The sequence below is a fragment of the Cytobacillus sp. OWB-43 genome (assembly GCF_034651445.1).
In the GTDB taxonomy this organism is placed as follows: Bacteria; Bacillota; Bacilli; order Bacillales; family Cytobacillaceae; genus Cytobacillus; species Cytobacillus kochii.
The window spans coordinates 279,506-300,454 of the sequence record NZ_JAYEFF010000002.1; the positions used below are offsets into that span (position 1 = coordinate 279,506).

The window sequence follows — 20,949 nt, forward strand, 5'->3', positions numbered from 1 at the left end:
AACCCTTTTATGTCAAGGTTCGACACGATTCGTCATCTATCGTTCTTTTTACATAAATAGACCGATTAAGAAATGGATATTTTCGTTTGATTAAAGAGTATATTTTTACGAAAGCCGTTCTTTCCATAATCCTGCGGGCGGCTTCAACCTTTGCCTAGAAAATGGTATAATGGAGGAATGCTAAAAAGGTACAATAATTGATGTGAATGGAGTGAAGGCTATGGATAATGGGATTCCTGAGCGTTTTTTAGAGCCGTTAGAGGATATGGCACGCAAAGTGAAGGAAGAGCTAGACGCACACGCAGCTACTGATCAAGCACTTGTGCAAAAAGGATTAATTCTATACCGTCAAGGGCTCGTGAAGCAGATTCGCTATGAGTCACACTCCATCACAGCAGCTGTATTAGATGTAAACCGAGTCCAAGTGTCCCTTAATATAGAAGATTATCATATAAGTCGTTGTTCTTGTCCTGCGGAAGATACTTGTAGACATATGATGGCGGTATTCTTTTATCTGTTAGCGAAAAATAACAGTGTTTCTAATTGGATAGAGAGTTGGCGTGCCCCCATTAAGGAACGGAAGACCTTAGCAGACCTTGGCTTGAAGCGCGCACGTGACCTTATGCAAACGAACCCAACAAAACAACCTGATTATGATAATTGGATTCGTACCTTTACAGAGAATTTCCAGCAAATTATGTATCAATCTGGACAATATCCAAAGCCATACGTCGTTTCTGATTTATTTTATATTTATTTACGAAAAATAAATGCCTATGCTCCTATAAAAAAAGAATGGAAATTGCTATACCAATTAATTGGTAGCATGCATACATTTATGCTACTCGAACAATTTGCCACTGAATGTAAACATAGTGAAAAGGAGATAGAACGCCATTATCTCCACCTTTTTCAAGACTTAATGGAAGAGTCCTCTGTCATGATGGAAAGACTTTCCCAGCAAACAGTCCCATTTGCCTTTGATCCATTTATCGAACGGTTAAGAAATGAAGCAACAGCCTTAATAGACCACCGTTCTGAGATAGTTCAATTTGAAAGAATTCAACTATACCGTAGACTTTGGACACAATTTTTCAAACAAAAGAGTTGGCGTGAAGAAGAGTTAGAGAAACTACGTACACTATATGAAACTGATGCCTCGCTATCATGTACTATCGGCATGGCCCATTTACATTTTTTACTACATGATGATCAAAAAGTGTTTCAATTGATCGATGAGGGCGATTATGATTATACACCTTATTTCTTTTATTGGATATATCAACTAAATGCTCAAAAAGAATGGAAACGTGCAGAACAATATATCGAAACACTCCTTCCTTATGCAATTAAATACTTAGAGGAAGAAGATGACTTTCATAAATGCTCAGACCTCGTAAAAATGGTTTTAGAGGTCATTACACCTTATTGCCAACAAACAAAACGGAATGACTTATACGAAAAAGTTTTAACTGAAACATTACCTTATAGCTTTTATTATTACGATGATTTCTTATATGAATATGAACAATGGGAGAAATGGGTTGATCTCCAAGCACTGCTCAGCATCCGACTCACTGACATTTCACAAGAGCGGCTAGAGCGTCTTGAAAAAGCAGAGCCCACATTGCTACTTCCCTTATACCATCAAGCAATCCAACACGATATCCATTTAAAAAGTCGTGAGCAATACCGTCAAGCAGTGAAGAAAATGCAAAAACTTCGTTCACTTTATGAAGAATTATCATTGGCTAGTGAATGGGAACAATTCCTAGAGGAGCTGTTAGAAAGCACAAAACGACTACGTGCTTTTCAGGAAGAATGTAAAAGAGGGAAACTAATTCATGCTTAAAACGAGGATGATCTCCATACAAATAAATATGATTAAAGCGGATGCCTTTTTCATTTTTGCTAAAGATGATAAGGAAAGAACGATACCTCCTGTTGACTGGAAGCCCATGCTTTTTTACTCTCATAGCGAAAGCTTCTTTGGCACGATGATTAATGAAAAAACTATCGATGGTATCAGTGGTTTTCTTTTAGATAGTTGGGAGATTGTTACATTATTTTCCAACGAGCAGTTTAATCGTTTTATTCATTGGAAATGGGATGAAACAGCTGAGATTCTACTAGCTGCTGCTCCAATCCTCAAAGATTGCATCGATGAGCGTCAATGGATGCCCGATTTTGACGCTTGGGAAAGTGACCACTTTCGCTGGGCATTGCCAGCTGATGTCATTAATGAATTTCACCCTGATTTTTGGGAACAGTCATTGTTAGATGAACCAATCAAACCGATGATTCAGCAACTCTTCCATCATGCCCTTGACCATTATTTACAAAAAAACAAGCAGGCGAAAGCGGCGTTCGGAGAGAAGCTACTTGCTTTACGCAACGAATATCTCTCTGCACGAGCATTAGCTGCGTATTTTGATGAAGAAAAGTGGCAGGAATGGATAGGGATAAAAGAAATTCCTACACCATTTTCACTCGGGATTAAACTTGAGGAGCCAGCAGAAGATGACCTCACATGGTCCCTTTCCGTATTTTTAAGAGGAAGAGAAAATCCAGATCTCTTTGTTGATTACAAAGATGAAGGGAATTATCCTCCTGGTTGGCTCGATTACGAGGGGGAAGTAGACAAGGAAATGATTCGTATTCTCGAGATGTTTCCATGGTTAGAAGGAAAGAAACAACAATTGACCACTCAACTTACAGAAGAAGAAGCATGGTTATTCTTAACTGAAGCGAGTGAGACCTTACTTGCTCTTGACGTTGAAATCCTTCTCCCTTCTTGGTGGCAAGCAATGAAAAAGGCAAGCATGAATGTAAAGGCAAAGGTTAAAGCATCAAGCAGTCACAGGCCATCCTTTGTTGGATTGCAGGCTATGCTTGATTATGATTGGCGCTTCTCGATGAATGGTGTCGAACTATCTGAAGAAGAATTTCGGCAAATGGTTGAAGAGAAACGTCGCCTTGTATATATTCGCGGCCGATGGATTAAGCTTGATCCCCATTTTGTAAAGCATATTCAAAGTTTAATGAAGAAAGCCGAGCAAGAAGGACTTCATGTCCGGGATTTAATCGAACAAGAATTGCTTGGTGGGGAAAAAGATGAAGATCAAGCACAAAGCCAACGGGCATTCGCAAAAGTACAAATAGAATTAAATCGTCAATGGAGGAAAATGGTTAATCAACTACGGAATATTCATGATATCCCCATTGAGCCTATTCCAGCTGGATTGGCAGGCGACTTACGACCATATCAAAAACTCGGCATGAGCTGGTTATTATTTTTACGTTCGTTTAAATTTGGTGCCATCCTTGCTGATGATATGGGACTTGGAAAAACGATCCAATTGATTTCATATATACTGGCAGTAAAAGAGCAAGAGGACGGAAACCATACACAACCTGCCCTAATTGTCTGTCCTACTTCTGTTTTAGGAAATTGGCAAAAGGAATTTGAAAAGTTTGCCCCTGATTTAAATGTTTATCTTCATTACGGTTCTTATCGTGCCAAAGGAAAAGTATTAGAAAAAGCAGTGAAGGAAGCAGATGTTGTGCTTACTTCGTATGGGCTAACTCACTTAGATATTGATAGCCTAAAGGAAATCGAATGGAGTTCTGTAAGTATTGATGAGGCACAGAATATTAAAAATGCACAAACAAAGCAATCGCAAGCCGTCAGGCAATTACAGGGAACGCATCATATCGCCTTGACAGGAACACCCATGGAGAACCGTCTCTCTGAGCTTTGGTCCATTTTTGACTTTACCAACCATGGTTACCTTGGTAGTCTAGGTGCTTTTCATAAACGCTTTGTTCTTCCGATTGAAAAAGACCAGGATGAGGAAAAAGTTAAACAACTGCAAGCATATATTCGTCCCTTCCTTTTACGCAGAACGAAGAAAGATGAAGAAGTGGCGTTAAATCTGCCCGACAAGCTCGAACAGAAGGAATATTGTCCACTCACTTCAGAACAGGCTGCTCTTTATGAGCAATTGGTGCAAGATACATTTGCGCAGATTGAAAAGCTAACTGGTTTTGAAAGAAAGGGTCTTATCTTACAGTTACTTAGTCGCCTAAAGCAATTATGTAATCACCCAGCTCTCTATTTAAAGGAAAAAGTCGAAAATCATGCATTAATTTCCCGCTCTTCAAAATTAGAGAAACTTGATGAATTAATTGCTGCTGTCCACGAGCAAGGAGAAAGCTGCTTAGTGTTTACGCAATACATCGAGATGGGTCATATGATTCAGCAACTGCTTGAGAAGAAATATGGCTTTGAAGTCCCTTTTTTAAATGGCAGTGTGCCTAAAGGGAATCGTGATATCATGATTGAACGTTTCCAAAACAAGGAGTTCCCGGTCTTTCTTTTATCATTAAAAGCTGGTGGAACGGGGCTAAACCTTACCGCTGCAAACCACGTCATTCATTATGACCGCTGGTGGAATCCTGCTGTTGAAAATCAAGCGACTGACCGCGCTTATCGAATTGGGCAGAAACGATTTGTCCATGTCCATAAGTTAATATGCACAGGAACATTAGAAGAAAAAATTGACCGCATGCTTGATCAGAAGCAATCACTTAATGAACAAATTATTCAAAGCGAAGCCTGGCTAACAAAATTATCTACGGATGAGTTACGCGATTTGATCTTGCTGTCATAGTGTGTTGAAAAAGCTGCCTTATTCGGGCAGCTTCTTCTTTTTAAACCTTTAATTCCTGCCTATCTTTCTTATGATTACTTAAGAAGATAACCGCTTCGTTACACATAAATAGCGTTTGCTTCAATAACGGATCATTGATGGGAGTAGTTCTTTGGATGGGTGTGCGTTGTTGGAAGGAAACACGGTGGAAATCTTTAGAAGTTGGATTTGAGATTAATTGGAGGGCATCGTAAAAACTAATCGGACATAGAACTTCTTTTCTTTGGTAGACAAGAGGTTCATTCATAACTTCACCTCCTCTCTATAGGTATTTATGACCATTTCGACAAAGTTTGCTGAATATCCTTTTGGAAAATGGTTGTTTTTACTTTTTTAATTAGATGGCAGTTCGGATGGCAGTTCGCAAATGTGATGGAATGTCAGTATGGGTTGTGTTACGCACTCATTTTTGTTATTGCTTCTGAGTGACTTGCTTAACCTATTTGCGCGGCGCTCTGCTCTGGGTTTTCTTCTGAATGACTCACAAACTCTATTTGCAGGGCGCTCAGCTCTGGGTTTTCTTCTGAATGACTCACAAACTCTATTTGCAGGGCGCTCAGCTCTGGGTTTTCTTCTGAGAGACTCTCAAATCCTATTTGCTACGCGCTCAGCTCTGGGTTTTCTTCTGAGTGACTCTCAAATCCTATTTGCAAGGCGCTCTGCTCTTGGTTCACTTCTGAGTGACTCTCAAATCCTATTTGCTACGCGCTCAGCTCTTGGTTTTCTTCTGAGAGACTCTCAAATCCTATTTGCTACGCGCTCAACTCTGGGTTCACTTCTGAGAGACTCACAAACACTATTTGCAAGGCGCTCAGCTCTTGGTTTTCTTCTGAATGACTCACAACTCCTATTTGCTACGCGCTCAGCTCTTGGTTTTCTTCTGAATGACTCACAACTCCTATTTGCTACGCGCTCAGCTCTAGTTTCCCTTCTAAGAGACTTGCTAATACCACTAACCCTTATTTTCATTTAACTACTGTATTGCCCCCTCACCCATTTCTAGTCTTTTCTATACGTAATAAATAAGAGCCTAGCAATCTGCTAGACTCTTACGCTTATTTAGAACCCTATTTTACCACCAATCACAGGTTTTCCTGGTGCAATTGGGTTTGTTGGTAGTGGATTCGGTGCTTTAATGCCACCTCCGCTACCTGGTAGTGTTGGTTTCACAACATTTCCAGGCTTTTCTGGAGAAATCGGGAATTGGTTGTTTGGTCCGTCTCCATTAGGTGCTTCTTCTCCTTCACCTAATTTGTATAATTCCACTGTTTGTACCGTTTTGTTGCCTGCAATGTCAATTGCCTCGAACGTAAATTCATTCGCTCCGTCTTGTAATTCAAGCTCAATATCTGCCACAACATGTTCAAAGCTTCTCATTTCATAAGGTTCTTGGAATTCTTTGAAATAAACCTCATCGCCATCTAAATAAAGACGGATTTGATCAAAATTATCGGCTACTCTTACATCCACAACTGGATTTTCAGCATCATGTTCAATATATTCACTTTCAGGTAATCCAAGTACCTCAACCTCTGGTGCGGTTGCATCTACTAAAATTGTTCGTTTGAACTGGGCCACATTCCCTGCTGCATCGACTGCCTTAATGGCAAAGGAAGGTGCACCGTCTTCAGAATGAAGAATTGTATCAAAAGTATATTGTTTCTTCTCTTGATCATAAGTCAGTTCTACTTCCTCACCTGCAATAGTAAATTCACTAATCTCAGATTCATCAGTAATGGTACCAGTAAATTGAATATCATTTGTATTCACTGTGCTTAAAGCTTCGGGAGTCGTTAAACGAACGGTTGGTGCCTTTTGATCGGCAGGTTTCACTTCTAGCTCCTTCGTTGTTACATTGCCCGCATAGTCAAATGCTTGTACAGTTACAGTCGAACCAACCTCTAATGGTTCTGAGAATGTATATTCCTCTGTATCCCCTGCAAGCGGTGTTTCTAATAAAGACTCACCATCTACTAAAATATCAAGATAAGATACGCCAGAACCTTTTTCATGATCTGATGCATTAATCGTTAACTTTTTATTACCTTCAGTCACTTTGAAAGCCAATTCCGGTGCCTTTGTATCAATGATAACCGGAATTTTTACTGACTGCCATTCGGCATCAGGGAAGTCAATGACAGATTTAATTTCAAAATAATACTTACCATCTGCAGCAAGTTTATTTTTTACTTTTCCATCCCATTTCCATGCTGAGTTAATTTTGTAATAACTACCTTGACCAGCGTCATAATAGTCTTTTCTCAGATCATTGTCTGTTCTCAACTTGCGCAATTGCTTACCATCTTCATCTAATACACTAAATACCACTTGATGGGCATTTCTCAAGAATGAAAGAGCAGGAATGATGGCATCTTGTACACCATCTCCGTTTGGAGAAATTGCTACTTTATCCGCTTTATATGCATCAGCTATCGGGTCATAACCAAGATAATAGTAACTGTCGCCAGATTCATAAACAGCACCACCCATACCATAGAAGGATGATTCATCATACTTTAATCCATCTAATATCGGCGATTGATCCCATTCACCTTTGAATCCTACATATGGTACAGAAAGTTCTGGGTGAGTATCTGCTGAATCAGTTAATGTCACATACCCCTCCACAAAATAACCGTTCGGAAATACTTCATCAACATCAACTGGCGTTGTCCAATTACCCGTTTGGCTCGGTTCAACTACTTGTGCATCACTTACATCGGCTTGAACGGTAAACGTAACTGTTTCTCCTGCAGGAACAGTAATTTCAGCCGATTCTTGACCATCAACAGTGACCTCAACATTCAATAATTCTTGTGCTTCAAGTTCATTTGGATTCCAGCCTAATTCTCCATATGCAGCAAAATCTGTTTGGATATTCGCAGCTGCGTCATAAGTGACGTCTTCATCACTAAAGTTTTCTGCTTGCAATGTGAACTCAAAAGTATCCCCAACTTCTTTTAAGGCTACCTTTGCCTCATCCGTTTCTACCTCTGTTACAACGACTGGTGTAGAAAGAGCTGAGTGCAATTGCATGATGCCCGATCCTTGTCTACGAGGTGAATAAGGAACATCCCACTCAAGTGACTCATTAACAAGGCCTTGATCATCGATTGGTTGAGATGTGTTCATCATAATATTTTTCGCTGTATATACACGATCATAACCAGTTAAATCAAAGTCAGCATCTACTCTTTGTAGAACGAGTGCTGCACCACCAGACACATGTGGAGCTGCCATGGATGTACCACTCATCATGCCGTATTGGCCATTTTCTAATGTCGAGTAAATTTGCCCACCAGGCGCCGTAATTTCAGGCTTAAAGTCTAAGTTCGGTGTCACACCCCATGAAGTGAAGGCACTCATCTTGCCTGCTTCAGGGTTTGGTGCTGTTGTTTTTTCACCAGTAAAAGTAAATGTTACTTCTTCTCCAGCACGAAGCGCTTCAACAATTGGATCACCATTCACTTTTGGCATAAATAATTGTGGAATTGTAATAGCTGGATCTGACTGCATATTGACGAAACCATCTGTATTATTATAGATAATTACGCCAACAGCACCTGCCGCTTGTGCATTTATCGCCTTATCAACGAATGACAATTCTCCACGTTGAATCATTGCATATTTCCCTGTAACTTCTGTTAATTGATCAGGGTAGCCAAGTCCTCCATCTGCAACATCGAACGTTTTTGTGTCGACATCGTTAGGGTGCTTGTCACCAGCTGAAAGAAATGGAGCATCCACCTCTTCGCCATTTATATTCACCTTAATGGCATCGAGATCCATAAATGAATTCTCAGAAGATGCCACTTGTAATGAATCTGTGTATACTCCTGGCGAACCAACTACACCAAAGTCCGGATTTTCTGGCGTTGGGTTGGCAAAGCCATTACCAAAATGAGCAGAGTTACCAGCTGAAATAGACATAAGGACGCCATTATCAACTGCTCGCTCAATCGCTTTATATTCGGCAGATTCTGGCGAGACAAATCCTGCTGTTGACCCAAGACTCATATTTAATACGTCCGCTCCTAAAATAATCGCATCATCAATGGCTTTTACATAGATATCTCCATATGTAGAACCGAATTCAGGATCGTTACCAAATACTTTCAAACCGAGAATTTGCGCTTCCGGTGCAATACCTTTAATTCCACCATCTTCTTCATCTCCATTTGCGCCTACTGTCCCTGATACGTGCATACCATGCATACTTGCTCCTTCAGCCACATCACCGATTACTTCGTCTTCATCCATATAATTGTAAGCATATGGTACTTTTTCAGTATAATAGCTTCCCGGTAGCTCGTTATCTGCTTTTATTCTATTAACCTTAGATTCTGTTAAATCGACTTCCGTCTCATCTGATAAAATCATATCTTGATGATCTGGATCAATACCTGTATCAATAACCCCGACAACCATACCGTTGCCTTTGTAGCCATATTCTCTCCAAGCCTCTTGAGCTTGTACCAATTCTTTACTGTAAACCATGTCAGGTTTTTCCTCTGGGCGTTCATATTCATTCACTATTTCAACAGAGGATACATTTTTTACTTCTTTAATTTTCTCAATATCCCCATACATTACATCTGCACTAAATCCATTCACAACTGTTGTGAAACTTTCATGTTCGACGAGCTTCACTTTGTTGTCTTTAACTTTTTGCTTCACCGCTTTTTGTTCTGCTAGTTTCTCGTTTGTCAGTTTCTTTTTCGTTGCTGCGGGTAGTTCTTTAAATGTTTTTTTTGTTTTCTGTGCGTATGCAATGGTCGGCTCACTATCCATTTCGACAATTACACGAACAATATCAGACTTCTTATATTGTTCCTCGGCATCCGTTTTTTCTATTTTTTGTAGATTGAGCTGATTTTCTTTCCCTTTAGTATTTTCTACCTTCTTCTCAGGTACTGCTGCTGACACTGACCCAGAGAAAATAAGTAAAAAGGCCATTAATACGACAAGAATCCTGCTTTTTTTCAACATTCAACTCCCCCTCTGTAAATAAAATTCAGAATTTTTCGTTTCTCTATTAAATTAACATAAGGAAAAATTTAGTTTTAGAGTACTAAAGTACCAATTTATGCTAATTTGCCTAGTAAAATATAATTATTTTATAATTCGAAATATTTTTTATTAATGAACCATTCACATATACCCACTTTTTCCTCTCTCAAAATAAAAACAAACGGGAAATCATAAATGGTATAGTGGAGAAATGTAACTATAACAAGCGCACTTGTTTTCAGCATAAAATGATAAAGGAAACGAAAAATGATATATTGTCATGGTCCTATTCTGCTAAGTCTGTTATTGCACCCTTTTGCTACAATGCTTTTAGCCTTCCTATTTGAGTGTGGGGTTTCTCCATTCTCCACTTGCTTCCTTATTTTGTTGACTTCAAAATTTACTTTTAAATATCCTATACGTCCTAATACTTACAAGAAAAAAACAGTGCGATAGGCACTGCTTCAAGTTGGGGATATTATGAGGATGTTCATTGATTCTTTCTAATAGAAGGTAATAAGGGGATAAAAGTAAATTGAGGTTCCTTTAAGCTCTTTTTCTTCCTCTATCATACGATTCTTTCAATATACATTCTAATTGTGCCAGTCTACTCTCCATCTCACTCATTCGATAGTTTGCATTACCAAGCATTTTGATAAGACTCTCTATGAGTGTTTCCATCACTTTTTGTTCTTGAGTCATCTGGATTCATCTCCTCCCTTTGTTGTTTTTCTTTCTTTCGATTATCGAGGAAACGTACTTGCTCGACAATCACTTCCATCACATACTTCCTTTTTCCATCCTTTTCATATGATCTTGATTGTAATCTGCCAACAACACTTATAAGTGACCCTTTCGTACAATACTGAACGAGATTTTCCGCAGATTTATGCCAAAGTGTACATTGAATAAAATCAGTTTCTATCTCTCCATTTTGATTGCGAAATTGACGATTGACCGCAACCGTTATATTTGCCACCGACCTTCCATCTGATACAAGTCTTAAATCCGGCTCTTTCGTTAACCTTCCAACAATGCCAACTTGATTCATCATCCTCCTCCTTTCTGACACTAGGTTAATATAGCTTGTATAACTTGTAAAAAAACGGAAAAATAATTTTCATTTACGACAGGCTTTCAAAACTGCGGATAGACGGTCAGAATTTAAATTTTCCCATAAAAATATGGCAAAAAATTAACTTTTGCAATAAAGGTAAGATAAATTTCGACAAATTTCAACATTCTTCTCTATAAGGAATATGAGGCATAAATGAACTGATTTTAATATCAAAATAACGTTCTATATCGTTTTTTAAATTTCCTTCTAGTAAGCTTAGCTCGTTTACAAGATATTGGTGGGCAAAAACATTATAAACCTCAGCTTCTGGCCAGCTAGTGTTCAATCGTGCTAACCGATGAAAAGGAATCATTTCCAAAATAGCTCCTTCATCATACTCAATTGAAAAATAATAAAATGCCGCTTGTTGATTTTTCAACCATTTTTTTTGCCATTTCGCCAATGCTTTATAAAATTCAAAGGCAGGTAAATCTGCTTGGAAATATAATTGATTGTTAATCTTTATTGTAAAAAAAATATCAATCGACAGAATTTTTGCAGTGTCACGTTTATCGCTTGCTGTTATTTCATTGGGAGAGCATGTGAAATGGTATGTAAAATATAAGGTATTGGTCCGATATTTTTCCAATATTTATCTCCTTCAAACTGTTTTCCTTAAGCATATCCTATTTCTTTTTATATGTGTAAAGGGGACCTAAAAAGGGGTAAATAAACTATAACTTACCTTTTGTAAGATATTTTCGTTTTGTATATCTTCTATGATATAATTTAGACAACTCAGTTAACTTTTGAGAAAGGGAGGGGTCGCATGAAGACATTTAAGCTAGTTTCCATGCAGGTTTGGGATGAGGATGAGTTAGTAGATGTCGAATTGGAGGACGGACTCATTATTAATAAAGAGGATGAGAATAGTCGGTGGCTACTCGAGGCCTTTATTGATAAAAAGCACCTTTCCTTCTTTTCCAATCTCCGCAAAAAAGAAATCGATGTACCGCTACAAGTAGTAATTACGAAAAAAGATAATGATCCAGCACATTTCATTACTAAAATTGCATCCATTAATGAATTTGAAGAACATATGAGTGTCCTTTTCTTAGGGAGCATTCGTCATAAAAGAAATGAATTCGCAGAGATATTACTTAGTGACCTCGTTTCTAAAGGGTTAAGTGGCGAAAAACTTCTTGCTGAATTTAAAGGCCAAATGAAAAGAGCACAAAGATTGACGAGTAATAAAAAATAAGGAAAAGCTAATATATGCTTTCTCCGAGGATCTCCACCCGATTTTTCGAGATGTTCATACTCGTAATATTCGCGTGGATATCTTTAAACTTTAATGAGGCTCCGATTGTTTAATCGGAACCTCTTTTTTATTTACATATTATCTTTGTTTTCTTCGTCCGCAGGTGCATCTTCATTTAAATTTTCATCTGTATTATTGTCATCTTCAAGCATACCATCATCATCATTGTTTAGATCGTCTTGATCATTATTATTAATGTCATTTCCATCCTCTAATTCTGCTGGCTCTTCAATATTATCATTATCTTCTGGCGGTGGCTCTTGCTCATTGTTTGCTCCACAACCAACAAGCATTGTCGCCGCTAAAGCAGATGCAGACAGTAATTTTAACAGCTTTGGATTCATGGGTAAAACTCCCTTCCAATTTCAAAAATTTTTGACCTCTATTGTGGTCTTTTGTTATCGTTCCCGAAAACCTGAACAAAATTTCAAATTGATTGATTGTAAAATTTTCCGCCTGTGATAGTGCCTTGCAGAGAAAAAAAGAAGTAATGCCCTATATAAAGCGGGCATTACTTCTTTTGATGTTATTTCAATGCAAACATCATTTCTGTTTCACAAACTAGTTCGCCGTCGACGGTTGCAACACCTTTTCCTTTACCAATCGGGCCCTTCACACGAGTCATTTCGACCTCTAATCGCAGCTGATCGCCCGGCTTCACTTGTTTTTTAAATCGACATTTATCAATCCCAGTGAAAAAAGCGAGCTTTCCTTTATTTTCTTCTTTTTTCAGCATCGCCACTCCGCCTACTTGTGCTAATGCTTCCACAATTAAAACACCAGGCATGACGGGGTAATCAGGAAAATGGCCATTAAAGAATTCTTCATTAGCCGTAACATTTTTAATGCCAATAGCTCTTTGACCTTCTTCCACTTCAAGGATTTTATCTACTAATAAAAAGGGATAACGATGAGGAATAATTTCTTTTATTTCATTAATATCAAGCATTTTTAGTACCTCCTACTAATAATAGGTATAATATTAATTATTATTGTACTAAAAAAAAGCCCAAATGCAAAGATAAAACAATTTCATTTTCAAATTCTTAAAATAAGTCAAAACAAAAAGGAGGCATATACATGCGCTCCCCATTCTTCAGTTCTCTTTATTAACCAAATCAATCATATGCATCCACGTTTCTTTTTTAAAAATATCTGTTGCCTGGCCATCACCAAGCACACTATATCCGAACGCTGCACCCGCGATGATACAAATGGCAAGTAAAACTAGCACAATAATAATTCGTAGCCAGATCGGTATAAGTCGCACTCTAATTCGGTTCACTGTGGTTTTATCTTCACGTGTAGTAGTTGAATTATGTTGCGCTTTTTGTTTAGTTATTCTTGTTGACGAATCTTGCTCGTTATTAAGTGACATCGTTTTCTTCCCCTTTAACGAATTCCATTAATGAGGCCCATCATTTGATCAGCCATCGTTATTGAACGTGATTGAAATTGGTATGAACGTTGTGTGTTCATTAGGTCGGTCATTTCCTTTGAAAGGTCGACATTTGATTGTTCTAGGACACCTTGTGATAGTGAAATATCGCCACTGAACTGCCCAGCTAAATCAGTATAAATATCAATGCCATCCATTTCAGCCTCTGCAGGCAAGCTTAACATATTTTCACCGATTTGTGTTAAATATTGTGGTTTATGTACGACCGTAATCCCAATATTTACCGTTTCAATGTCTCCATTAGCAGTATGAGCTTGGAGTCTGCCTTGCTCCAATAATGTAAACTGGTTTACATCTGAAGAAAAAGTAATGGGTTCATTATTCTGTCCTAAAACGGCATCACCATTCCCAGTTACAAGCATCACTTCATTATTCCCTGACGGCGTAAGATGGAAAGAGCCGTCTCTGGTATAACGGATTTCAGCACCGTTTTCGGTTTGTTGAAGAATGCGGAAGTATTGACCTTCTCCTGTTAAAGCGAAGTCTAATGCCCGATCAGTTGATTTTAGACTGCCTTGTGTGCTCACTAGCTTAGCTTGGGCAAGTTTAGCCCCTACACCTTGTCTAACGCCTTCTGGAGTCATTCTCTGTACGCCCATTAGTTCTTCAGCAGGTTGATTATTAAATTGTTGAACGAGAAGTTCACCAAAAGACGCTTCTCTTCTTTTAAAACCTGTAGTATCGACATTCGCCATATTATTGGCGTGTATATCCATTTGCTTTTGTAATTGTGATAAGGTGTTTGTTGCTGTAATCATTACACGGTTCATTTCATCGCCTCCTTATAACTTCCTGGTTGTTATCCAAGACGGCCAACTTCGTTTACTGCTTTCTCCATACTGCGGTCGTATGCTTGTAACACTTTTTGGTTGGCTTCAAACGTACGATAGCTTGCCATCATATCTGTCATCGTTCTTGAGGTATCAACATTGGAACGTTCTAAGAAACCTTGGTGGATACGAAAGGCTACATTACCGTAACCATTTTGCAAAGCAGTATTATCTTCCGTAGCGAAGAGTCCATCTCCTTGTTTTAGAAGATTCTCTGTTGTTTCCGCATAAGCTACGCCAATTCGTGTGGTATTTCCAGCTGCATTTGTTAAATACCCTTCATCATTAACGGTAAATGATTCACTACCTGGTTGGATTCTGTTCCCGTTTGTATCTAAGACGTATAAACCACTTGCTGAAGTCAAATACCCTTGGCTATCTAATGTAAAATTACCATTGCGTGTATATTTTGTATTCCCATCTTCACCAGCAACAGTAAAAAACAATGCACTACCGTCCGGAAGATTACCATTTTCAAGCGATAAGTCTGTAGCCAGACCTGTTTCATTCAAATCACCCTGGGTATATAAAGGCATTGCTTCTTGTAAATATACACCTGTACTAATACTTCCAACTGTTTCGTTAACTGGTATACGAAATCCGTTTTCAGTAGGGATATTTTGACTATCTATTCTTTGCAGTAACATATCAGAGAAACTGCTAATTGCTGTTTGATCTGCTTTAAAACCAGGTGTATTTGCATTGGCCATATTGTTAGCTAACATTTCCGTTCTTCTTTGCTGCGTTAACATACCTGATGCTGCAGTGTAAAACCCTCTAAACATATCGGTCACTCCCGTATATTATCGTCTCCCTTTTATATCGGAAAGGCTGCATAATTAATTAACATTATTTACTTAGAGGTAAATGCATTCCTCTTCAACGAAAAGGCTGGCCTATAGGAGAATCATTAGGTCAGCCTTACTCATTTGTTAACTTAATTTTTTCCGTGGTAAACGATCAATGTTATCAAGCATAATTCCAGTTCCAATTGCGACACAGTCCATCGGATTTTCAGCAATGAGAACAGGTACTTTTAATTCTTCAGCAAGAAGCATATCGATACCATGAAGCAATGCTCCTCCACCAGTCAGAATAACGCCACGATCAATAATATCTGCTGATAGTTCAGGTGGTGTCCGCTCTAAAACGCTTTTTGCAGCTTGAACAATCACGTCTACAGGCTCTTTTAAAGCTTGTTCGATTTCTTTTGAATGAACAGTAATTGTGCGAGGTAATCCAGAAACCATATCACGTCCACGAATTTCCATGCTCTCATTTCTAGAGTCAGGGAATACTGTTGCAATAGAAGTTTTAATATCTTCAGCCGTACGCTCACCAATTAAAAGCTTATACTCCTTTTTAATGTATTGGAGAATTTCATTGTCAAATTTATCACCGGCCATTTTAATTGAAGAAGATGTAACAATATCACCCATAGATAGAACAGCCACATCCGTTGTTCCTCCACCAATATCTACGACCATATTACCACTTGGTTGGAAAATATCCATTCCCGCACCAATTGCAGCAACTTTCGGTTCTTCTTCAAGATAGACTTTCTTACCGCCACTTTTTTCTGCGGCTTCTCTAATCGCTTTTTGCTCGACACTCGTTACATTTGTAGGGCAACAAATAAGAATACGTGGTTTAGATAGAAAGCCCTTTACATTTAATTTGTTAATAAAGTGCTTAAGCATCGCTTCAGTTACATCAAAGTCAGCAATAACACCATCTTTTAGCGGGCGAATAGCAATAATATTTCCAGGCGTTCTCCCCACCATACGGCGTGCTTCTTCACCAACAGCTAGTACTCTATTCGTGTTTTTATCAATGGCTACAACAGAAGGTTCGTTTAATACGATCCCTCTTCCTTTTACGTGTATCAGTACATTTGCCGTACCTAAGTCAATTCCAATATCTCTTGCAAACATTGTTCCTAACTTCCTCCTCGCAACTAAATCTTCTTCTCATTTTTACAGTTCAAATGGCTTAATAGGCATGTAAAATGCCTTTTGTGTTTTTTGCTTATGTAAGCAATCTATCATTGATTTTTCGTTTCCGCACGAATATTTCCCCATACAAAAGCCTTTCTCAAGCAACCTGAGAAAAGAGTTGTTTTATGTATATCCTAGGGCTTCCACGTTAACAAAAGCACATATCAAGTTCATTATATCCTAGTTAATTATTTTAGCACATCTCTAGGAGAATAAATAACTATTTGTCAAAATATATTGTGACTTTTTAAGGAGAAATTGTCGAATTGGTTGATTCTTGGGATAAAAGCTGGTGAGAACACTTTGAAGTAATAAAGGAGTGATGGTTAAACGGGCAGATGGTGGTTGTATCTTACCTCCCTCTGCCCGCTTCATACATTATTTGATGGGTTCTTCTTCAAGCTCTTCTTTTTTATACTTTAACTTTGTTGCTTCTCCCCCTCGCAAATGACGAATGGACTTATGATAATCTAATATTTCTTTTACTTCATTAGCAAGGTCAGGATTTATTTCAGGCAATCTTTCTGTAAGATCTTTATGGACTGTACTTTTGGATACGCCAAACTCCTTCGCAATTACGCGAACCGTTTTTCTCGTCTCCACGATATACTTTCCAATCTTGATGGTTCTCTCTTTGATGTAATCGTGCACACTACTCGCCCTCCCTAAATTGGATGTGAGAAGTGTGAAATGAGACTCGTTTTTACTTTGTCTTATAGTGTGTTTTTTACTAGTTGTTAAAAGAGTAGCAGGTAAACCTGCCGAGCAGTAGCTAAACATATCCTAGAGATTATACAGCTGTTACTAAACAAACGACCCCTCACCTCAAACATTCTCTTTGTAAGGTTTGTAACAGTTTATTAGCTTGGATTAAAATATATGCACAAAAAACACAAGTAGGACAAGTAGCTGTATGTTTTTTTCATTTTAAGCAATCTTTTTCAAGAAGACATTCTCTATAAAACATGGTTGTTATTTAATACCTGCGACTTATGACTTAAAAAAGGGTGATTAGACCTGATTATAAATTCTTATTTTTCGACAAGTTTCGCAAACCCTTTTTCTTACTCTATATTACAAAAGAGCATTTTTTAGTTCTAATCACTCAATTAAATGTATTTCAGTAACCAATGAAAAGTGATAAAAGTCCATACATAAAATCCAAATACCCAATTCTTTATAATGAACAAGAGATTCTTTATTCCTATTGTTGTTTAATCCATCCCTGACTTACACTAAAAATCGAGCCAATAGATAAAACATGGTTATATAACAATTATTTTCCAATTGAAGGGTGATTTATTTTGACAGTGTTAAAGCCACGGAAAGAGAGAATCTTTGAAGCGAGACAAAGAAGGATGAAAATAAGAAGAATGAAATTAACAGGCATCTTGGCTGCTACAGTCATTATTCTTGCTGTCATTTTCAGCTTGAATGAGCAATCATCAGAAGCCGCTACTTATAAAGTTAAAAAAAATGATACACTCTATCGTATTGCCAAAAAACATAATCTTTCTGTCGAAGAATTAAAAATACATAACCAACTTGTAGACAATTATATTACTGTAGGGCAATCGCTAGACATTCCATATCCTACAAACTATCAAGGTTTATCAGGTGAACCATTTATACATATTGTCGCTCCTGGGGAAACATTATGGAGAATTGCCGGTAGATACGGACTAAGCGTTGAAGAATTAAAAACACTCAACAACCTTAAAGATAATCATATTAACGCTTTTCAGCCATTAACCATCATTGATGAAATGTATACATCGCAAGCTAAACTTATTGGAGCTGCAGATGATCGTGTGCTCGAATTCCAAGCCGATGAAGAGTTCTTCACTTTACTGGCACCTCTACAGTCTGCTTCTAGACTTCAAGCATTTACTGGTCAAGATTTATTCATTACATATAAAAAAAATTCATTACTATCAATACATTCTACTCAAACACCATAAGAAATAAAAAGGGAAATATTCACGAATGAATATTTCCCGAGAAATGTCGAAACTTTTCCATTTTTGTCTCAACATTATTTATGATTCTTGTGAATCCGAAGAAGTATCAGCGTCTGTTTCATCTTCATTGCTTGCACCATCATCTTCTGATTGGCCTTCATCACTTGGCGCAGCATCTGATTCATCATCAGCACTTTCCGTTGAACCTTCTTGGGCTGCATCTTCAGCAGGTGTACTCTCTTCAGCTATTTCAGCTTTTTCCAATTGACTTAACGTTTTACCAACAAACTCTTCTGGGTTTACAGCTACACCATCTTTACGGATTTCAAAATGTACGTGCTCTCCAGCTTCTTGGTTAATTTGGCTTTGACCAGATTGAGCAATTGTATCTCCTTGCTCCACTACACTACCTTCTTTTACTTTCATATCAGTAATGGATTGGTAGCGTGTCACAATTCCTTCAGCATGCTGAATTTCAACGACATTACCTAGTGTTGCATCTTCTTCCACCTTAGTAACTGTTCCACTTAATGCTGCACGAACTTCAAATGTTTTCCCATCTTCCATAACAATGTCAATACCTGCATTTGGTTGGTATGTGTTATTGTAGAATACCAAAGCTTCTTCTTGAGCCGCTTCCTCACCATGTACATCATAGAATTTAGTTTGGATTACTGCTCCGTCCGCTTTTTCTACCGGTAGCACAAAGTTCTCCATTGCATTATTTACTTCAACTGCATCCTCATTACCTTTGCCAGTAAGATCTGTCTCACCGTAATCGAATCCATCTGTGTCTGAAGCATTTTCATTGCTGTTTTGGAACCATAGAACGCCACTAAGTATGAGTGCTGCACTCGCGATGTAAATTGCTGGATAAGCCCAACGTTTCTTCATAAACTTTTTAAAACTAGAATCTTGAGAAGTCTTTTTTTCTTCCTCTCTCATTTTTCATCACCTCTGGCATCAGTTTGAACAGATTCCAGAAGATATATACATCATCTAAAAATTTTTTTGGATTTATTTTTTACTAACTCGATTTTTATATACATGTTTTATCAAAATAATTATTTTCTGAATACTTAAGTACTAAGAGATCTACATTCAAACAGAAAACAAACAGCTCCGATTGAAGCTGTTTGTTTAAACTTACTTTTGTGCAGTTAATTTTGCCACCATCGTATCAGATTCACTTATTTCGATTCCTTTATAATAATAAGAAACGATTTCTTTATATGATTTACCTTCTTTCGCCATACCGTTTGCACCATACTGACTCATGCCAACCCCATGTCCATATCCTTTTGTTTGTATATTAATCTGATCGCCATTTCTCTTCAGGGTAAAGTCAGTTGATTGCAATCCTAATTTCATTCTAACATCTGTTCCTTTAATCATGGTTCCATTAATATTTACTTTCCCTATTCGATTACCATCTGTTTTCTCAACAATTTTAGCAACAGTTTGACCCGAAGGTACTTTCACATCTAATTTTTTTTCAAATTCGGACACAGGGATAGAGATTTGATCAGCAAATTTTGGTGTATCAATGTCCCAGGGGCTTTTGACACTTTTTAAATACGGGGTCGCATTAGCCCAAACATTTTCTGCATTTTCCGTATAGCCATTACTTGTTGAAAAGAACGCTGCTGTTATAGGATTACCATCATAGGTAAGAATTTGCCCACTTGTTTCTTGAACTGCTTGCGTAATTTTCTCGATTTTCCAATCATAATCGGACTTCCATATTTTCTTGAGCTCTTCTTTGTTTTTAAAAACTTGATCATCAGTGGAATCAGTAATCATGGCACCATCTGGTAATGAACCCTCATCTGCCAGTAGATGCTGCATTGTATACGTTCGCGCTGCTAATGCTTGTGCCTTCAACGCCTCTAGCTCAAACTCAGCAGGCATCTCAGAAGCAACAACCCCAATAAGATAGTCTTCAAAAGCAAAGGTTTCCACTTTGTTGGCATCGGTACGGTAAACAGCCACATCAACTGCAGGTTCCATCGAGGTGAAAGGTGTTGCCTCCCCCTTCTTCTTCTCCGCAGTTACAGTTTCTCGATTCTCTTGCTTCTCATCATTTCCCAAAGGAAGAACTACTAGTAAGGCTGGAATAATTAATACAAGTGTAAAGAGTAATGCTGATAGTACGATGAATGGTTTGAATTTTGTCATATGCTAGCCTCCATCAAGATTCACGTCTCATTCAATCATATGGTCGAAATAGAGCCATTATGACAAAATCCCACTATTGAATTTCTCTAGTAAAGTAGCTATTTCTTGTGTAATGGTAGAGATAGAGAACCGAGTGAAAATGGAGTTAGGGCTAATTGCGAGAGCTAAATGTTCACCTTCACTATGGTAATGAATAGTTTTGAGTCCACAACCAAATCATAGATAGAGTCCTACAACACCTAAAAAAAATTGTGGATGAACCTTTGTCCTTTTTTGCCCTCAATCACATCTCGATGGTTATGTGACTTCATTTGTGCGCATTTCCTGTTTGCCCAACATCTCATCAGTTTTATATACTCTGTGCACCCATTCCCTAATATAACTTGGCTTTTTTGATCTCACATATATGTACATCTACATTTTC

Annotated in this window: 17 protein-coding genes; 4 read left to right on the forward strand and 13 right to left on the reverse strand. The window is 38.0% G+C overall.

Annotation, left to right across the window (positions count from 1 at the left end; all coding sequences use genetic code 11):
* The first annotated feature begins 220 nt into the window (after positions 1-220).
* The gene (locus U9M49_RS11225; protein ID WP_322909827.1) at positions 221-1,852 is read left to right on the forward strand and encodes an SWIM zinc finger family protein; all 1,632 of its coding nucleotides are present in this window, start codon (positions 221-223) and stop codon (positions 1,850-1,852) included.
* Positions 1,845-4,673 (forward strand): DEAD/DEAH box helicase, encoded by a 2,829-nt coding sequence (locus U9M49_RS11230; protein ID WP_095371626.1) that lies wholly within the window; start codon positions 1,845-1,847, stop codon positions 4,671-4,673. Before U9M49_RS11225 ends, U9M49_RS11230 begins: the two co-directional genes overlap by 8 nt.
* Positions 4,674-4,713: 40 nt before the next feature.
* Here the strand turns inward: U9M49_RS11230 and U9M49_RS11235 are convergent, their stop codons facing one another.
* The 4 genes from U9M49_RS11235 to U9M49_RS11250 all read right to left on the reverse strand — a co-directional run bounded on the left by U9M49_RS11235 (position 4,714) and on the right by U9M49_RS11250 (position 11,428).
* Entirely contained in the window at positions 4,714-4,959 is a 246-nt protein-coding gene (locus U9M49_RS11235) for a hypothetical protein (RefSeq protein ID WP_095371625.1), read from the reverse strand.
* A gap of 812 nt (positions 4,960-5,771) precedes the next feature.
* Entirely contained in the window at positions 5,772-9,701 is a 3,930-nt protein-coding gene (locus U9M49_RS11240; RefSeq protein ID WP_322909828.1) for a S8 family serine peptidase, read from the reverse strand.
* Between the two features lie 661 nt (positions 9,702-10,362).
* A complete protein-coding gene (locus U9M49_RS11245; protein ID WP_307318234.1) occupies positions 10,363-10,773 on the reverse strand; it encodes a single-stranded DNA-binding protein in 411 nt (136 codons plus the stop codon).
* A gap of 184 nt (positions 10,774-10,957) precedes the next feature.
* Entirely contained in the window at positions 10,958-11,428 is a 471-nt protein-coding gene (locus U9M49_RS11250; protein ID WP_322909829.1) for a hypothetical protein, read from the reverse strand.
* 180 nt (positions 11,429-11,608) lie between these two features.
* On the opposite strand from U9M49_RS11250, the gene U9M49_RS11255 reads away from it, so the two are divergent.
* Complete coding sequence (locus U9M49_RS11255) at positions 11,609-12,040, forward strand: YwpF-like family protein (RefSeq protein WP_095371620.1); 432 nt, start codon at positions 11,609-11,611, stop codon at positions 12,038-12,040.
* A 131-nt stretch (positions 12,041-12,171) separates the two neighbouring features.
* On the opposite strand, the gene U9M49_RS11260 is transcribed toward U9M49_RS11255, so the two are convergent.
* From U9M49_RS11260 to spoIIID, 7 genes are all read right to left on the reverse strand, one after another.
* Positions 12,172-12,444: a hypothetical protein gene (locus U9M49_RS11260; protein ID WP_322909830.1), complete on the reverse strand. Its 273-nt coding sequence runs from the start codon at positions 12,442-12,444 to the stop codon at positions 12,172-12,174.
* Between the two features lie 182 nt (positions 12,445-12,626).
* Positions 12,627-13,049, reverse strand: a complete 423-nt coding sequence (fabZ, locus tag U9M49_RS11265; protein ID WP_095371618.1) for a 3-hydroxyacyl-ACP dehydratase FabZ — start codon at positions 13,047-13,049, stop codon at positions 12,627-12,629.
* Positions 13,050-13,196: 147 nt separating this feature from the next.
* On the reverse strand, positions 13,197-13,478 hold the full coding sequence (locus tag U9M49_RS11270) for a DNA-directed RNA polymerase subunit beta (RefSeq protein ID WP_095371617.1): 282 nt from the start codon (positions 13,476-13,478) through the stop codon (positions 13,197-13,199).
* 14 nt (positions 13,479-13,492) lie between these two features.
* Positions 13,493-14,329: a flagellar hook-basal body protein gene (locus tag U9M49_RS11275; RefSeq protein ID WP_095371616.1), complete on the reverse strand. Its 837-nt coding sequence runs from the start codon at positions 14,327-14,329 to the stop codon at positions 13,493-13,495.
* Positions 14,330-14,358: 29 nt separating this feature from the next.
* Entirely contained in the window at positions 14,359-15,174 is an 816-nt protein-coding gene (locus U9M49_RS11280; protein ID WP_095371615.1) for a flagellar hook-basal body protein, read from the reverse strand.
* A 147-nt stretch (positions 15,175-15,321) separates the two neighbouring features.
* Positions 15,322-16,323 (reverse strand): rod shape-determining protein, encoded by a 1,002-nt coding sequence (locus tag U9M49_RS11285; RefSeq protein WP_095371614.1) that lies wholly within the window; start codon positions 16,321-16,323, stop codon positions 15,322-15,324.
* Between the two features lie 441 nt (positions 16,324-16,764).
* Positions 16,765-17,037 carry a sporulation transcriptional regulator SpoIIID gene (gene spoIIID / locus U9M49_RS11290; protein WP_095371613.1) on the reverse strand — a complete coding sequence of 91 codons (273 nt, stop codon included), beginning with the start codon at positions 17,035-17,037 and terminating at the stop codon, positions 16,765-16,767.
* Positions 17,038-17,690: 653 nt separating this feature from the next.
* On the opposite strand from spoIIID, the gene U9M49_RS11295 reads away from it, so the two are divergent.
* Complete coding sequence (locus tag U9M49_RS11295) at positions 17,691-18,347, forward strand: LysM peptidoglycan-binding domain-containing protein (RefSeq protein WP_095371612.1); 657 nt, start codon at positions 17,691-17,693, stop codon at positions 18,345-18,347.
* Between the two features lie 78 nt (positions 18,348-18,425).
* On the opposite strand, the gene U9M49_RS11300 is transcribed toward U9M49_RS11295, so the two are convergent.
* Positions 18,426-19,292, reverse strand: a complete 867-nt coding sequence (locus U9M49_RS11300; RefSeq protein ID WP_095371611.1) for a M23 family metallopeptidase — start codon at positions 19,290-19,292, stop codon at positions 18,426-18,428.
* A gap of 201 nt (positions 19,293-19,493) precedes the next feature.
* The gene (spoIID, locus tag U9M49_RS11305) at positions 19,494-20,525 is read right to left on the reverse strand and encodes a stage II sporulation protein D (RefSeq protein ID WP_095371610.1); all 1,032 of its coding nucleotides are present in this window, start codon (positions 20,523-20,525) and stop codon (positions 19,494-19,496) included.
* Between the last annotated feature and the right edge of the window lie 424 nt (positions 20,526-20,949).

Excerpts from the sequence above, each read along its gene's own strand:
- U9M49_RS11255 (WP_095371620.1), top strand. The coding sequence starts at position 11,609 with ATGAAGACATTTAAGCTAGTTTCCATGCAGGTTTGGGATGAGGATGAG.
- U9M49_RS11275 (WP_095371616.1), bottom strand. The coding sequence starts at position 14,329 with ATGAACCGTGTAATGATTACAGCAACAAACACCTTATCACAATTACAA.
- U9M49_RS11270 (WP_095371617.1), bottom strand. The coding sequence starts at position 13,478 with ATGTCACTTAATAACGAGCAAGATTCGTCAACAAGAATAACTAAACAA.
- U9M49_RS11225 (WP_322909827.1), top strand. The coding sequence starts at position 221 with ATGGATAATGGGATTCCTGAGCGTTTTTTAGAGCCGTTAGAGGATATG.
- U9M49_RS11300 (WP_095371611.1), bottom strand. The coding sequence starts at position 19,292 with ATGAGAGAGGAAGAAAAAAAGACTTCTCAAGATTCTAGTTTTAAAAAG.
- U9M49_RS11280 (WP_095371615.1), bottom strand. The coding sequence starts at position 15,174 with ATGTTTAGAGGGTTTTACACTGCAGCATCAGGTATGTTAACGCAGCAA.
- U9M49_RS11285 (WP_095371614.1), bottom strand. The coding sequence starts at position 16,323 with ATGTTTGCAAGAGATATTGGAATTGACTTAGGTACGGCAAATGTACTG.
- U9M49_RS11260 (WP_322909830.1), bottom strand. The coding sequence starts at position 12,444 with ATGAATCCAAAGCTGTTAAAATTACTGTCTGCATCTGCTTTAGCGGCG.
- U9M49_RS11230 (WP_095371626.1), top strand. The coding sequence starts at position 1,845 with ATGCTTAAAACGAGGATGATCTCCATACAAATAAATATGATTAAAGCG.
- U9M49_RS11235 (WP_095371625.1), bottom strand. The coding sequence starts at position 4,959 with ATGAATGAACCTCTTGTCTACCAAAGAAAAGAAGTTCTATGTCCGATT.
- U9M49_RS11240 (WP_322909828.1), bottom strand. The coding sequence starts at position 9,701 with ATGTTGAAAAAAAGCAGGATTCTTGTCGTATTAATGGCCTTTTTACTT.
- U9M49_RS11245 (WP_307318234.1), bottom strand. The coding sequence starts at position 10,773 with ATGAATCAAGTTGGCATTGTTGGAAGGTTAACGAAAGAGCCGGATTTA.
- fabZ (WP_095371618.1), bottom strand. The coding sequence starts at position 13,049 with ATGCTTGATATTAATGAAATAAAAGAAATTATTCCTCATCGTTATCCC.
- spoIID (WP_095371610.1), bottom strand. The coding sequence starts at position 20,525 with ATGACAAAATTCAAACCATTCATCGTACTATCAGCATTACTCTTTACA.